This is a genomic window from Streptomyces sp. NPDC034099 (genome assembly GCF_055575415.1).
Map to the genome: position 1 here is coordinate 110,557 of NZ_JBVISR010000009.1, position 13,619 is coordinate 124,175.

A 13,619-nucleotide genomic window follows, 5' to 3' on the forward strand; every position below is an offset into this window, starting at 1 on the left:
GTGTCCACGCATCTGAACGTGAGGCACACACCGGCACGCACGCACGCGTACGCCATTACTACAGACCGACCTAGGAGTCCCGAGGATGCCCGCTCCCCGCACCGTCCTGCTCACCGGCGCCGCCGGCGGCCTCGGCACCCTGATGCGGGAACTGCTCCCCGAACACGGCTACGAGCTGCGCCTGCTCGACCTGCGCCCGATCGACGGCGAGCCGGACGCGATCGTCGCCGACCTCGCCGACCGGGACGCCCTGCGCGAGGCGGTCCGGGGCGTCGACGCGATCATCCACCTCGCGGGCATCTCCCTGGAAGCCTCTTTCGAGAAGATCCTGAAGGCCAACATCGAGGGCACGTACAACCTGTACGAGGCCGCCCGCGAGGAGGGCGTCGGCCGCATCGTCTTCGCCTCCTCCAACCACGCCGTCGGCTACACCCCGCGCCCGCGGGGCGACGACCCCCTCATCCCGGTCGACACGCCGCGCCGCCCGGACACCTACTACGGCCTGTCCAAGTGCTTCGGCGAGGACCTCGCCCAGCTCTACTGGGACAAGCACGGCATCGAGACCGTCTCCGTGCGCATCGGCTCCTGCTTCCCCGAGCCGACCAGCGTGCGCATGCTCTCGGTGTGGATGAGCCCCGCGGACGGCGCCCGCCTGTTCCACGCGGCCCTCACCGCCGAGAACGTCGGGCACACCGTCGTCCACGGCTCCTCCGCCAACACCCGGCTGTGGTGGGACCTCACCTCCGCGCGGGCACTCGGTTACGAACCCCGGGACGACTCCGAGCCGTACGCCGAGAAGCTGATCGCCGAGCAGGGCGACCTCGACCCCGGCGACCCGGCGCACGCCCGCCTGGGCGGCCACTTCGTGACCGACCCCCCGATCTGGCCGTACTGACCGGAAGACGACCCCGCAGAACCCTCGAAGGAGCGGACGGGCACCGAACGGGCCCGTCCGCTTCCGCATGCGGGCATCCGCGCTGCCCGTTCCCACCCCGACCCGCGCTGCGCCCCAGGTCCGAGACGGGCACCCGGGACCGCAAACGGGCACACCCGGGCAGCATCGGGTCCGCAACAGACCTGGTCAGTGCCGCGCGGTCGCTGTAGAACTTCCTCCAAGGGCCGCAGGGGCCCGAACGGGCAAGCACACGGCGACGAGGCGGTGAGGCGGGTGTTCGGCATGAACACGAGGACGACGGAAGAGCGTCGGCACGAGATCGTGCGCGTGGCCCGCGCCACCGGCTCGGTCGACGTCACCGCGCTCGCCGCCGAACTGGGCGTCGCCAAGGAGACCGTACGACGGGACCTGCGCGCCCTGGAGGACCACGGCCTGGTCCGCCGTACCCACGGCGGCGCCTACCCGGTGGAGAGCGCCGGGTTCGAGACCACGCTCGCCTTCCGCGCCACCAGCCACGTGCCCGAGAAGCGCCGGATCGCGTCCGCGGCCGTGGAACTGCTCGGCGACGCGGAGACGGTCTTCGTCGACGAGGGCTTCACCCCCCAGCTCATCGCCGAGGCACTGCCCAGGGACCGGCCGCTGACCGTGGTCACCGCGTCCCTGCCGGTCGCCGGCGCGCTCGCGGAGGCCGGTGACACCTCCGTCCTGCTGCTCGGCGGCCGGGTCCGCTCGGGCACCCTGGCCACCGTCGACCACTGGACGACGAAGATGCTGGCCGGCTTCGTCGTCGACCTGGCCTACATCGGCGCCAACGGCATCTCCCGCGAGCACGGCCTCACCACCCCCGACCCCGCGGTCAGCGAGGTCAAGGCGCAGGCCATCCGGGCCGCCCGCCGCACGGTGTTCGTCGGCGCGCACACCAAGTTCGGGGCGGTGAGCTTCTGCCGCTTCGCGGAGGTCGGCGCCCTGGAGGCCATAGTCACCAGCACCCTGCTGCCCACGGCCGAGGCCCACCGCTACTCCCTGCTGGGCCCCCAAATCATCCGCGTCTGAGAACCGACCCGGACCCACCGGACCCCGCACGGCACACCCACACCCTCCACTGCCCCTTACCTCCCCATACCTCCCCATACGTTCAGGAGCGATCCATGCGAACCCAGAGCCGACGGAGGCCGCGAGCCACGCTCGCCATGGCCGCCGCAGGGACGCTGCTCGCCCCGCTGCTCACCGGCTGCTGGGTCGGGGCGGGCGGCGCCGGATCCGGCGGCAACGCCATCAACGTCCTGATGGTCAACAACCCGCAGATGGTCGAACTGCAGAAACTCACCGCCGACCACTTCACCAAGGAGACCGGCATCAAGGTGAACTTCACCGTCCTGCCGGAGAACGACGTCCGCGACAAGATCAGCCAGGACTTCGCCAACCAGGCCGGCCAGTACGACGCCGCCACCCTCTCCAACTACGAGATACCGATCTACGCCCGCAACGACTGGCTGCACGAGATGGACTCCTACGTCGCCAAGGACCCGGCCTACGACGAGCAGGACGTCCTCGGCCCGATGCGCGAGTCCCTCACCGGCGACGACGGCAAGCTCTACGGCCAGCCCTTCTACGGTGAGTCCTCCTTCCTGATGTACCGCAAGGACCTCTTCGCCAAGGCGGGCCTTGAGATGCCTGAACACCCCACCTGGACCCAGGTGGCCGGCTTCGCCGAGAAACTCGACGGGTCCCAACCCGGCATGAAGGGCATCTGCCTGCGCGGACTGCCCGGCTGGGGCGAGCTGATGGCACCCCTGACGACGGTCGTGAACACCTTCGGCGGCACCTGGTTCGACAAGGACTGGCAGGCCCGGCTCGACTCCCCCGAGTGGCAGAAGGCCACGAAGTTCTACGTCGACCTGGTCCGCGAGCACGGCGAGTCCGGCGCCGCCCAGTCCGGCTTCGCCGAGTGCCTGAACAACATGACCCAGGGCAAGGTCGCCATGTGGTACGACGCCACCTCGGCGGCCGGCTCCCTGGACGCCGCCAAGTCCCCGGTCAAGGGCAAGATCGGCTACGCCCCGGCGCCCGTGGAGAAGACGGACTCCTCCGGCTGGCTCTACACCTGGGCCTGGGGCATCCAGAAGGCCTCCCGCAACTCCGACAAGGCCTGGAAGTTCGTCTCCTGGGCGTCCAGCAAGGAGTACGAGCAGCTGGTCGGCGACGAGATCGGCTGGTCCAACGTCCCGGCCGGCAAGCGCGCCTCGACGTACGAGAACCCGGCCTACGTCAAGGAGGCCGCCGCCTTCCAGGAGATGACCCGCAAGGCCATCGAGGGCGCCAGGCCCAAGGACCCCGGCGTGCAGCCGCGGCCCGCGCCCGGCATCCAGTTCGTCGGCATCCCCGAGTTCACCGACCTCGGTACCAAGGTCTCCCAGGAGATCAGCGCGGCCATCGCCGGACGCCAGTCCGTCGAGGAGGCCCTGAAGAAGTCCCAGCAGCTCGCCGAGAAGATCTCCGAGGAGTACGAGGGACGATGACCGCCACCACAACGGCCCCCTCGGCCGCACCCGAACACACCCGCCCCACCGTCCGCCCGCCGTCCAACCGGCTGCGCGTCTGGGCCACCCGCGCCCCCCTCCTCCCCGCCCTGGTCTTCATGGTCGTGGTCACCCAGCTGCCCTTCGTGGCGACCCTGGTGATCTCCTTCTTCGACTGGAACGCCCTCTATCCCGACGCCCGCCACTTCACCGGCTTCGCCAACTACGGCGACGTCCTGAGCGACCCCGCCCTGCGCAAGTCGGTGTGGACGACGATCCTGCTCACCGTGGCGGTCGTCCTGGTCAGCCTGGTCCTCGGCCTGGCCCTCGCCCTGCTCCTCGACCGGAGGTTCAAGGGCCGCGGCGTGGTCCGCACCCTCCTGATCGCCCCGTTCCTGGTGGTCCCGGTGGCGGCGGCCCTGCTCTGGAAGCACGTCCTCTACAACCCCGAATACGGCCTGCTCAACGGCCTGTTGCACTACGTCGGCGGACCCCAGCCGGACTGGATCTCGAACACCCCGCTGCTCGCGGTCGAGGCCTCACTGGTGTGGCAGTGGACGCCGTTCATGATGCTCATCCTGCTGGCCGGACTGCAGAGCCGGGACCAGCAGCAGATCGAGGCCGCCCGGGTGGACGGCGCGGGCGACTGGCAGATCTTCGTCCACCTCACCCTCCCCCACCTGCGCCGCTACCTGGAACTCGGCGCCCTGCTCGGCTCGATCTACATAGTCCAGAACTTCGACGCGGTCTTCACGATCACGTCCGGCGGCCTGGGCACGGCCAACCTGCCCTACACCGTCTACCAGAGCTTCTACCAGGCCCACGAGAACGGCCTCGCGTCGGCCGCGGGCGTCCTGGTCGTCATCGGCTCGATCATCATCGCCACCTTCGCGCTGCGCGTGGTGTCGTCCCTGTTCCGCGAGGAGGTCGGCCGCGCATGACCGCCACCGCCGTACGCCCCGTCGTCACCGACGCCAAGCCCGCACCCGCCCGCCGCAGGACCGGTGCCGGCCTCGGCCTGGTCGCCTGGCTGGTCGGCATCGTCTTCTTCCTGCCCATCGCCTGGATGGCGCTGACCTCCTTCCACTCGGAGTCGGACGCCGCCACCAACCCGCCGTCCTTCGCGGCGTCGCTGACGCTGGACGGCTACCGCGAGTTCTTCGGCGCGGGCGGCGGCGCCAGTCCCTGGCCGGCGCTGGCCAACTCGGCCGTGGCGTCGATCGCCTCCACCCTCTTCGTCCTGGTCCTGGCCCTGCCCGCCGCCTACGCCCTGTCCATCCGCCCGGTGAAGAAGTGGACGGACGTCCTGTTCTTCTTCCTCTCCACCAAGATGCTGCCGGTGGTGGCGGGCCTGCTGCCGATCTACCTGTTCGCCAAGAACACCGACATGCTGGACAACATCTGGCTGCTTGTCATCCTCTACACGTCGATGAACCTGCCGATCGCGGTCTGGATGATGCAGTCCTTCCTGGCCGAGGTCCCGGTCGCGATCATCGAGGCGGCCCGGGTGGACGGCGCGAAACTGCCCACGATCCTCCTCCGGGTGGTGGCCCCCATCGCCCTCCCGGGCATCGCCGCCACGTCCCTGATCTGCTTCATCTTCAGCTGGAACGAACTGCTCTTCGCCCGGGTGCTGACGGGCGTGGTCGCCGAGACCGCCCCCGTCTTCCTGACCGGCTTCATCACCAGCCAGGGCCTCTTCCTGGCCAAGGTGTGCGCCGCGTCGCTCGTCATCTCCCTGCCGGTGCTCGCCGCGGGGTTCGCCGCCCAGGACAAACTGGTCCAGGGCCTGTCGTTGGGAGCCGTGAAATGAAGGCCGCCGTCATCGAGTCCGTGGGCCGCGCCGTCGTCACCGAGGTCCCGGACCCGACGCCAGGGCCGCGCGAGGTCGTCGTCGAGGTCGCCGCCTGCGGCCTGTGCGGCACCGACCTGCACATCCTCCAGGGCGAGTTCGCGCCCAAGCTCCCGATCGTGCCGGGCCACGAGTTCGCCGGCGAGGTCGTCGGCGTAGGCGCCCAGGTCACGGAGGTGGCGGTCGGCGACCAGGTCGCGGTCGACCCCTCCCTCTACTGCTACGAGTGCCGCTACTGCCGCACCGGCCACAACAACCTCTGCGAGCGCTGGGCCGCCATCGGCGTGACGACGGCGGGCGGCGCGGCCCAGTACGCGGTGGCGCCGGTCGCGAACTGCGTGAAGCTCCCCGAGCACGTCCGCACCCAGGACGCGGCCCTGATCGAACCGCTCTCCTGCGCCGTCCGCGGCTACGACGTCCTCCAGTCCCGCCTCGGCGCCCACGTCCTGATCTACGGCTCCGGCACGATGGGCCTGATGATGCTGGAGCTGGCCAAGCGCACCGGCGCGGCCAGCGTCGACATGGTCGACCTCAACCCGGCCCGCCTGGAGACCGCCCGCGGCCTCGGCGTCTCGGCCTCGGCCGCCACCCCCGACGAGCTGGACCGCCCCCAGGGCTGGGACCTGGTCATCGACGCCACCGGCAACGCGGCGGCGATCCAGGACGGCCTGGACCGGGTCGCCAAGGCCGGCACCTTCCTCCAGTTCGGCGTGGCCGACTACGCCACGCGCGTCCAGATCGACCCGTACCGCATCTACAACCAGGAGATCACCATCACGGGCTCCATGGCGGTCCTCCACAGCTACGAGCGCGCGGCGGAGCTGTTCGCGAACGGTGTCCTCGACCCGGACGTCTTCATCAGCGACCGCATCGAACTGGCCCGCTACCCCCAGGCCCTGGAGCAGTTCGCGGCGGGCGTGGGAAGGAAGATCGTGGTCGTGCCCTAGCCCTTTCCAGCCAACGCCCGGCACACCCAGCCCGTCCAGCGTTTGAGGACGAGGCCGTTCAGGCCGAAAGCGGGGGCCTGGGGGCGGCAGCCCCCAGAGACGCGAAGGGACGGGAAGGGGCGGCGGGGGCGAAAACCCTGAGTCCGCCGCCCCCATCACCCCCGCCCCCCGATTGGCCCCCGGGTAAGGGAACGGTAAAACGCCCTCGCTCGTTCACCCGGCATGACAGCTATGACCCCCGGCTCGAACATCCCCCTCTCCGCCGCCCGCGTGACGGTGGACGTCGCCGCCCCCGTGCGGCTCGACGTATCGGGCCTGCTGCTCACCGCCGACGGCAAGGTGCGCTCCGACGACGACTTCATCTTCTACAACCAGCCCACCGGCCAGGGCGTGACCTACCGCTCCGGCGGCGGCACCGCCCCGGACGCGATCGTGGTGGACACCTCCGCCGTCCCCCCGGGCATCGAGAAGATCGTCGTCACCGCCAGCCCGGACGCCGCCGGCCAGACCTTCCAGGGCATCGAGCCGACCGCCACCATCCGCAACGCGGACGACAACTCCGTGCTCGCCACCTTCACGCCCCCGCAGCTCGGCGCCGAGACCGCCCTGGTGATCGTCGAGGTCTACCTGCGCAACGGCGCCTGGAAGGCCCGCGCGGTCGGCCAGGGCTACGCCAACGGCCTGGCCGGCATCGCGACGGACTTCGGTGTCTCGGTGGAGGAACCGGCGGCCCCGGCCCAGCCGGCCACCCCGCCGCAGCCCCAGGCGGTCACTCCCCCGCCCCCGCCCGCCGCGGCGCCCACGATGCCCGCCGCCCCGCCCGCCCCGCCCGCCGCCGCGCCGGCCGCGCCCGCCCCGGGCACCGGCAAGATCAACCTCGACAAGGGCCGGGTCAGCCTCCAGAAGAACCAGACGGTGTCCCTCGTCAAGGGCGGCCGCCCGGTGCTCTCGCAGGTCAAGATGGGCCTCGGCTGGGAGCCGGCGTACCGCGGCAAGGACATCGACCTGGACGCGTCCGTCATCGCCTACGGCCCGCAGCGCAACCACATCGACAGCTGCTACTTCGGCAAGCTCTCGATCGTGAACGGCGCGATCAAGCACTCCGGCGACAACCTGACCGGAGAGGGCGGCGGCGACGACGAGGTGATCGTCGTGGACCTCGGCCGGCTCCCGCAGGAGGTCAGCGGCCTGGTCTTCACGGTGAACTCGTTCTCGGGCCAGAAGTTCACCGAGGTCGCCAAGGCGTACTGCCGCCTCATCGACGCCGCGAGCGGCGAGGAGCTGGTCCGCTTCGACCTCACCAGCGCCGAGCCGCAGACCGGCGTGATGATGGCGAAGCTGATCCGCCAGTACTCGGGCGAGTGGGAGATGACCGCCATCGGCGACTTCGTCAAGTCCCGCACGGTCCGCGGCATGGTGAAGCCGGCCGCGCAGGCCCTGTAGGCGCCCGCACACCGTAGGGGCCGCCGCCGTCCCGCGGGCGGCGGCGGCCCCTACGGCCTCGCCAGACCCTCCATGAGCAGCGACAGATACCGGCGCGCGGCCGTCCCGTCCACCTCGCCGGCCGCCTCGGCCGCCGTCACCACGCCGTGCAGCAGTCGCAGCACCTCGACCGGCTCGACGTCCGGCCGCAGCGCACCGGTCTGCTGCGCGGCCCGCACCAGCCGGGTCGCCGCGCCGCGCACGCAGTCGCCGCACGCGGGTCCGCCGCCGGTGACGGCCGTACCGAGCAGCGCCTTGAGCCCGCGCACCTGGAGCATCCCGACGGCCAGCTCGTCGAGCCACGCCAGGAGCGCCGCGCCCGGCGGCCGCGCGGCCGCGATCACGTCGGCGCGGGCCGCGATCGCCTCGACGCGTTCGAGGTAGGCGGCCTCCAACAGCGCCTGCCGGGTCGGGAAGTGCCGGTACAGGGTGCCGACCCCCACCCCGGCCCGCCGGGCGATGTAGTCCAGGGAGGCACCCTCGCCGTGCTCGGCGAACGCCTCCGCCGCCACCGCCAGCAACCGCTCACGATTACGCCGGGCATCCGCCCGCATGGGCCTGACCTGCGCCACAGCCCCTCCCTGCACAGCGGGCAACCTTCCGGGCACCCTACCGCGCGGGCTCGCGCCGCAGGTCCCAGGGCCAGTCGGCGTCCCGGCCCGCCTCGAGCAGCGGCACCATCCGGAACGCTGCGTCCGAGAGGCCGCCGAAGGTGTGCCGGTTCGCCTGGCCCGACGGACCGTGGCCCGCCCGGTACCCGGCGAGGTTCCAGGTGTAGACGGGCACGTCCCGCGGCACCTGCTCGGTCGGGTCGCCGTGCCGGCTGTACGCGTACTGCTCGTCGGTGACGATCAGCACCCGGTCGTGCCGCTTGTAGTGGCGCCGTACCGCCTCGGTGGTGTCGGTGCCGCCGAGGTCGCCGAAGCGGTCCAGGACCTTCAGCACCGACTCGCCCTCGCGGTACGTCACGCGGTTGCTCGACGAACCGAATTCCACCAGGTCCGCGTCGGCCGCCCGCAGCGCCAGCGCCGTGCCGAAGACCGCCGCCGCGTCGGCCCGGGTCAGCTCGGAGCGGTCCGACATCCGCGAGTGGAACATCGAGCCCGAGCGGTCCACGAGGACGAGCGTCCGGCCTGCCAGCGCGGGCACGTTGGCCAGCGAGTGGCCGAGCGCCTGCTCCAGCGGGTACGACCAGCGCAGCGACGGCGCGTGCCGGTACGCGGCGAGGTAGCGGAAGGGGAACTGCCGCGAGCGCGCCACCTCGGCCGGGTCGCTGATCCGCGCCGCGACCCGGGCGGCGACCTCGTCCGAGACGCCGGCCTCGTCGAAGTTCCGCAGGTTGCGGAGCAATGCCGTCGCTCCCATGGACGGGATCACCGCCTCCCAGGCGGCCTTGTCCATCGGGCCCTGGAGCCAGCCGGCCAGCATCTCCCACGTGATGCCCGCCGCCGCGAGCCGCTCGGCACCGTCGGGAGCCGTGACCACCGCTCGCCGCTGGGCGACGGGCAGCGCCATCAGCTCGCGGTGCGTGGTCAGAACGCGGTTCGAGGCGGGCGGCACGGCGGTGTCCGGGTTGTGCCGGCGGTCGAGGGCGTACTGGAACAGCTCGCCCTGCCATGGCTTGTCCGGGTCGGGCGCGGCGTGCACCAGGTTGAGAATGTCGCCGAAGCGGTACCCCTTGGACGCGGTGTCGTACTTCAGCAGCGACTTGCCGTGGTAGAGCCGCCGTACGGCGTCGGCGATCCCCCGCTTGACCGGCTTGGGCACGGCGCGGCCGTAGGTCGCCGTCCAGTGGGCGAGCAGCTCGCCGGGCTCGTCGGGACGCTGCAGGACGGAGGCGACGACCTGCCGGTTCGACGGTCCGTCGGTGACGCCGCCGTCGAGGCGGGCCTTGACGTACTCGGCGGCGCCGACGATGGAGGCGGTGCGCAGGTTGCCCTCGCCGCGCAGCCAGCCGAGCAGGCCGGCCGTCCACGACGGGTCGCTGAGGGCGAGTTCGCGCACGAGCGTGGCGAAGCGGTCGTCGCGAGCGGCGCCGGTCTCGTAGAAGGTCCGCTGGGAGACGAAGTTGGCGACCGCGAGCAGAAAAAGCTCGGAGCGCGGGTCGCGCTCGGTGCCCCGACCGCCCTCGAAGGTGCGCAGCACGCGGCCCGTCGAGGTCACGCGCGAGGCGGGCTGTGCCTTCGCGGTCCTGGTGTTGAATCGCGCCATGATGAATTCCCCCGAATTCTGGAATGATGTCGGAGGGAGGCACGGCGGCAGAAGGGTGCCCGAGGTCAGAATCGGCGACGGGAACAGTCGGATGCTCTGCCGAATTGAGCTACACCGACCCGAAGTCGATGACGGGATTCGAACCCGCAACCGTCCGATCCAGGAAGTATCCGCTGCCTGCGCACCGGGCACCCCTCGACTGCTGAGCCTCCCGAGATCAAGTGGACAGCGGCATGGGATTCTTTTGAGAGAAGAAGTAGCCGCGGCCCGCGCACCGGGAGGTGCGTGAAGTTATGGGTGTCCAGAGTTCAGGTCGGCGGAACCGACAAGGTGCTCCAACCCCTGAGCTACACCGGCGCGTTGTGCCGGTGACGGGACTCGAACCCGTGACCGCCCCATTATCAGTGGAAGTAGGTCCTGCCTTCGCACCTGGACGTTCATCACTCTAAAAGGGCGGCCACTGCTCGGGCGAGCGAATTAATCAGCTGCGCTTCTGGCGCTTCCACGGCCCGGTGATGGCCAGCATGATGCCGGGGGTCTGGATGTTGGCGTAGAGGGTCCGGCCGTCGGGCGAGAAGGTGACGCCGGTGAACTCGCTGTATTCGGGGTCGTCCTCGGTGCCCAGGTTCAGTTCGTTGCGGGCGATGGGATAGGTGCGGCCGCTGTCGGTGGCGCCGAACAGGTGCTGGACGCCGTCGCCGTCCTCGGCGATGACGAGACCGCCGTACGGGGAGACGGTGATGTTGTCGGGGCCGTCGAAGGCGCCGTCGGCGGACGGGTCGGCGTTGACGCCGAGCAGGACCTTCAGCGTGAGGGTGCGGCGCTTGGGGTCGTAGAACCAGACCTGGCCGTCGTGCGGGCGGCCGGGGCTCTCGTCACGGGCGAAGGAGGAGACGATGTAGGCGCCGCCGTCGGCCCACCACATGCCCTCCAGCTTGCGCGCGCGGGTGACCTCACCGGCGGCGAACTGCTTGCGCACGGAGGTGGTCCGCGCGTCGCGGTCGGGGACGTCGACCCAGTCGACGCCGTAGACGGTGCCGGTCTTCGTGGCGCGGGACAGGTCGTCGACGAACTTGCCGCCGGAGTCGAAGCACTTGAAGGCCTGGAGGACCCCGGCGTCGTCGGCGAGGGTGCGCAGCCGGCCGCGGCCGTGCCGGAAGTGCTCCGGCGGGGTCCAGCGGTACAGGAGGCCGTTGGGTCCCGAGGCGTCCTCGGTGAGGTAGGCGTGGCCCCGCTTGGGGTCGATGACGACGGCCTCGTGGGCGTAGCGGCCGAGCGCCTTGACCGGCTTGGGGTCGCGGTTGGCGCGCCGGTCCTCGGGGTCGACCTCGAAGACGTAGCCGTGGTCCTTGGTCATGCCGTTCTTGCCGGCCTTGTCCTCGGTCTCCTCGCAGGTCAGCCAGGTGCCCCACGGAGTGCTGCCGCCCGCGCAGTTGGTGGCGGTCCCGGCGATGCCGACCCACTCGGCGACGTGGCCGCCGCGGCGGACCTCGACGACCGTGCAGCCACCGGCGGCGGCGGGGTCGTAGACGAGGCCCTCGGTGAGCGGGACGGGGTGCGGCCAGTCGTCGCGGTGGCCGCCGAGTTCGTGGTTGTTGACGAGGAGGGTGGTGCCGCGCGGACCGTCGAAGGTGGCGGTGCCGTCGTGGTTGGACGGGGTGTACTCGCCGGACTCCAGCTTCGTGCGGCCGGAGTAGGTGATGATCTCGTACCGGAAGCCGGCGGGCAGGGCGAGGATGCCGTCCGGGTCGGGGATCAGCGGCCCGTAGCCGACTCCGCCGTGACCGTGGTGGCCGTCGTGCCCGTGACCGTGCTCCTCCCCCACGCGGTCGGTGTCCGTGGACGCGAGGGCGTTCGGTGCGGTGGCGAGGGCGCCGACGCTGCCCGCCAGTACGACCCCGGCGCCGGTGAGCGCGGATCGACTGGCGAAGTCCCTGCGGGTGAGCGACATGGTGTCTCCTGTGACGGTGGGCGAGCCGTGGAGGGTGGCGGACCTCGGTCCGGCGTCACGCTTCCGCCCGCGCCTGAACAGGAATCCCGCCGTCGCCTGAACGGAAGCTGAACTGGCGGAGACCTCTCCCGCACGCCGCGCCCCGACCCCCCGCCCTCCGGCCGAGCCCCGCCCGCCTCCTCCCGGCCAAGGACCGACAACCCCCTCCCGGCCGCAGGCCAACCGGCTCACCTGCCACCGGGTCCCGCCCACGAGGCCGACCGGGCATCGCCGGGTCGCTCCGGCGGGTGTCAGCCGGCCTGCTGGGAGCGTGCCTTGAAGGCCGCCTTGCGGGCCTCCTTGGCGATCTTCTTGTCGGGGTGCAGCCGCCCCATCGCCTCCAGGACGTCCGGCGTGGCCGGGTGCTCGACCCGCCAGACCGTGTCGAAGAACCCGCTGTGCTGGCGGGCGAGGCCCTCCACCAGGGCGCGCAGTTCCTCGGAGTTGCCCTCGGCGGCGAGCTGCGCGGCGACGGTGTCGATGGTCAGCCAGAAGACCATGTCCTGCGACGGCGCCGGTACGTCCCGGGCCCCGTGCTCGGTGAGCCACACCCGGGCCAGGCCGCCCAGTTCGGCGTCGTCGAGGACCTCCCGCAGCGCGGGCTCGGCCTCCGCGCCGACGAGGGAGAGCGCCTGCTGGCAGCGCAGCCGGCGCAGCGGCGCGCCGGTGTCGGAGCCGCGGGCCGCCGCCAGCAGTTCGCGGGCGGCGTCGAGCGGGCTCCGCCCGGCCAGCCACAGCTCGGTCTCGGCGTGGGCCGCGGCCGGCGGGAAGGGGGCGGTGCCGTCGAGCAGCGCGTCGGCTCCCTTGTCGGCGAGGTCGCCGACGGCGGGGGCCTCGAAGCCGGCGTCCAGGAGCCGGGCGCGCAGTCCGTACAGGCCGAGCGGGGTGAGCCGCACCATGCCGTAGCGGCTGACGTCGGCCTCGTCGACGGGGGCGGCGGGCTCCTCGTCGGCGTCGGCCATCAGCGCCTCGTCGACCGGCTGGTACTCGACGAGGCCGACCGGTTCGAGCAGCCGGAACTGGTCGTCCAGGCGCATCATCGCGTCCGACACCTGCTCCAGGACCTCGTTGCTGGGCTCGCCCATGTCGCTGGGCACGAGCATGGAGGCGGCCAGCGCGGGCAGCGGCACCGGGCTGTCGCCGGGGCCGTCCCCGCCGACGGTGAGCAGGTACAGGTTGCCGAGCACGCCGTCGAGGAACTCGGACTCGGCGTCGGGGTCCCAGTCGAGGGACGACAGGTCGACCTCGCCGCCCTCGGCCATCGCGTCGACCAGGTCGTCGAGGTCGGGCACGCTCGCGTCGGCGAGCACGGCCTCCAGGGCGGTGAGCCACACCCCGAGCACGTCCTGCGGGGAGCCGCCGGTGAGCAGGGCGAGGTCCTCGCCCGCGGCCACGGTGCCCGCCTCCTCGTCGGTGATCTCGACGAGCCCGGTGTCCACGGCGATCCGCCAGGCCTCGCTCGCGTACGCGGCGGCGTCGTCCCCGCTCAGCCCGAGCTGCTCGGCCGCCGCGGGCAGCTGCTCCTCGACGAGCCCGCCCCCGGCGTCGACGCGGGTGCCGGCGTCGGCCCAGCGGGCCAGCCGCGCGGCCCGGGCGAGCACCGGCGCGGACAGCGCGTCGCGGGCCAGCTCCGCTTCGGGGCGCAGCCGTGCGGGCGGCAGGGTGGAGCTGTCTGACATCGGAAGTTTCTCCTCGCGCGCCTCTTGACCGCCGTACGACTGCT

At 71.8% G+C, this 13,619-nt stretch carries 11 protein-coding genes and 1 tRNA gene; 7 read left to right on the forward strand and 5 right to left on the reverse strand.

The window, feature by feature from the left end; translation table 11 throughout:
• Positions 1-85 precede the first annotated feature (85 nt).
• From ACZ56V_RS25080 to ACZ56V_RS25110, 7 genes are all read left to right on the forward strand, one after another.
• Positions 86-895 (forward strand): NAD-dependent epimerase/dehydratase family protein, encoded by an 810-nt coding sequence (locus ACZ56V_RS25080; protein WP_356367196.1) that lies wholly within the window; start codon positions 86-88, stop codon positions 893-895.
• Between the two features lie 282 nt (positions 896-1,177).
• On the forward strand, positions 1,178-1,948 hold the full coding sequence (locus ACZ56V_RS25085; RefSeq protein ID WP_398912531.1) for a DeoR/GlpR family DNA-binding transcription regulator: 771 nt from the start codon (positions 1,178-1,180) through the stop codon (positions 1,946-1,948).
• Between the two features lie 95 nt (positions 1,949-2,043).
• Positions 2,044-3,414 carry an ABC transporter substrate-binding protein gene (locus ACZ56V_RS25090; protein WP_467383935.1) on the forward strand — a complete coding sequence of 457 codons (1,371 nt, stop codon included), beginning with the start codon at positions 2,044-2,046 and terminating at the stop codon, positions 3,412-3,414.
• The gene (locus ACZ56V_RS25095) at positions 3,411-4,355 is read left to right on the forward strand and encodes a carbohydrate ABC transporter permease (RefSeq protein WP_467383937.1); all 945 of its coding nucleotides are present in this window, start codon (positions 3,411-3,413) and stop codon (positions 4,353-4,355) included. The genes ACZ56V_RS25090 and ACZ56V_RS25095 overlap by 4 nt, the downstream gene beginning before the upstream one ends.
• Positions 4,352-5,227 carry a carbohydrate ABC transporter permease gene (locus ACZ56V_RS25100; RefSeq protein WP_398912534.1) on the forward strand — a complete coding sequence of 292 codons (876 nt, stop codon included), beginning with the start codon at positions 4,352-4,354 and terminating at the stop codon, positions 5,225-5,227. The genes ACZ56V_RS25095 and ACZ56V_RS25100 overlap by 4 nt, the downstream gene beginning before the upstream one ends.
• A complete protein-coding gene (locus ACZ56V_RS25105; protein WP_123623098.1) occupies positions 5,224-6,213 on the forward strand; it encodes a zinc-dependent alcohol dehydrogenase family protein in 990 nt (329 codons plus the stop codon). The genes ACZ56V_RS25100 and ACZ56V_RS25105 overlap by 4 nt, the downstream gene beginning before the upstream one ends.
• Before the next feature lie 231 nt (positions 6,214-6,444).
• On the forward strand, positions 6,445-7,656 hold the full coding sequence (locus ACZ56V_RS25110) for a TerD family protein (RefSeq protein WP_398912879.1): 1,212 nt from the start codon (positions 6,445-6,447) through the stop codon (positions 7,654-7,656).
• 50 nt (positions 7,657-7,706) lie between these two features.
• Here the strand turns inward: ACZ56V_RS25110 and ACZ56V_RS25115 are convergent, their stop codons facing one another.
• The 5 genes from ACZ56V_RS25115 to ACZ56V_RS25135 all read right to left on the reverse strand — a co-directional run bounded on the left by ACZ56V_RS25115 (position 7,707) and on the right by ACZ56V_RS25135 (position 13,575).
• Positions 7,707-8,267: a TetR/AcrR family transcriptional regulator gene (locus ACZ56V_RS25115; RefSeq protein ID WP_467383939.1), complete on the reverse strand. Its 561-nt coding sequence runs from the start codon at positions 8,265-8,267 to the stop codon at positions 7,707-7,709.
• A gap of 37 nt (positions 8,268-8,304) precedes the next feature.
• Entirely contained in the window at positions 8,305-9,906 is a 1,602-nt protein-coding gene (locus ACZ56V_RS25120) for a TROVE domain-containing protein (RefSeq protein ID WP_468945373.1), read from the reverse strand.
• 366 nt (positions 9,907-10,272) lie between these two features.
• Positions 10,273-10,342 (reverse strand) — tRNA-Ile (locus ACZ56V_RS25125).
• Positions 10,343-10,387: 45 nt separating this feature from the next.
• Positions 10,388-11,857 carry a PhoX family protein gene (locus tag ACZ56V_RS25130; RefSeq protein ID WP_398912535.1) on the reverse strand — a complete coding sequence of 490 codons (1,470 nt, stop codon included), beginning with the start codon at positions 11,855-11,857 and terminating at the stop codon, positions 10,388-10,390.
• 290 nt (positions 11,858-12,147) lie between these two features.
• A complete protein-coding gene (locus tag ACZ56V_RS25135; protein ID WP_398912536.1) occupies positions 12,148-13,575 on the reverse strand; it encodes a hypothetical protein in 1,428 nt (475 codons plus the stop codon).
• Between the last annotated feature and the right edge of the window lie 44 nt (positions 13,576-13,619).

Bases quoted from the DNA above. Each gene is read 5' to 3' on its own strand.
- ACZ56V_RS25080 (WP_356367196.1), top strand. From the start codon at position 86: ATGCCCGCTCCCCGCACCGTCCTGCTCACCGGCGCCGCCGGCGGCCTC.
- ACZ56V_RS25085 (WP_398912531.1), top strand. From the start codon at position 1,178: ATGAACACGAGGACGACGGAAGAGCGTCGGCACGAGATCGTGCGCGTG.
- ACZ56V_RS25090 (WP_467383935.1), top strand. From the start codon at position 2,044: ATGCGAACCCAGAGCCGACGGAGGCCGCGAGCCACGCTCGCCATGGCC.
- ACZ56V_RS25095 (WP_467383937.1), top strand. From the start codon at position 3,411: ATGACCGCCACCACAACGGCCCCCTCGGCCGCACCCGAACACACCCGC.
- ACZ56V_RS25100 (WP_398912534.1), top strand. From the start codon at position 4,352: ATGACCGCCACCGCCGTACGCCCCGTCGTCACCGACGCCAAGCCCGCA.
- ACZ56V_RS25105 (WP_123623098.1), top strand. From the start codon at position 5,224: ATGAAGGCCGCCGTCATCGAGTCCGTGGGCCGCGCCGTCGTCACCGAG.
- ACZ56V_RS25110 (WP_398912879.1), top strand. From the start codon at position 6,445: ATGACCCCCGGCTCGAACATCCCCCTCTCCGCCGCCCGCGTGACGGTG.
- ACZ56V_RS25120 (WP_468945373.1), bottom strand. From the start codon at position 9,906: ATGGCGCGATTCAACACCAGGACCGCGAAGGCACAGCCCGCCTCGCGC.
- ACZ56V_RS25130 (WP_398912535.1), bottom strand. From the start codon at position 11,857: ATGTCGCTCACCCGCAGGGACTTCGCCAGTCGATCCGCGCTCACCGGC.
- ACZ56V_RS25135 (WP_398912536.1), bottom strand. From the start codon at position 13,575: ATGTCAGACAGCTCCACCCTGCCGCCCGCACGGCTGCGCCCCGAAGCG.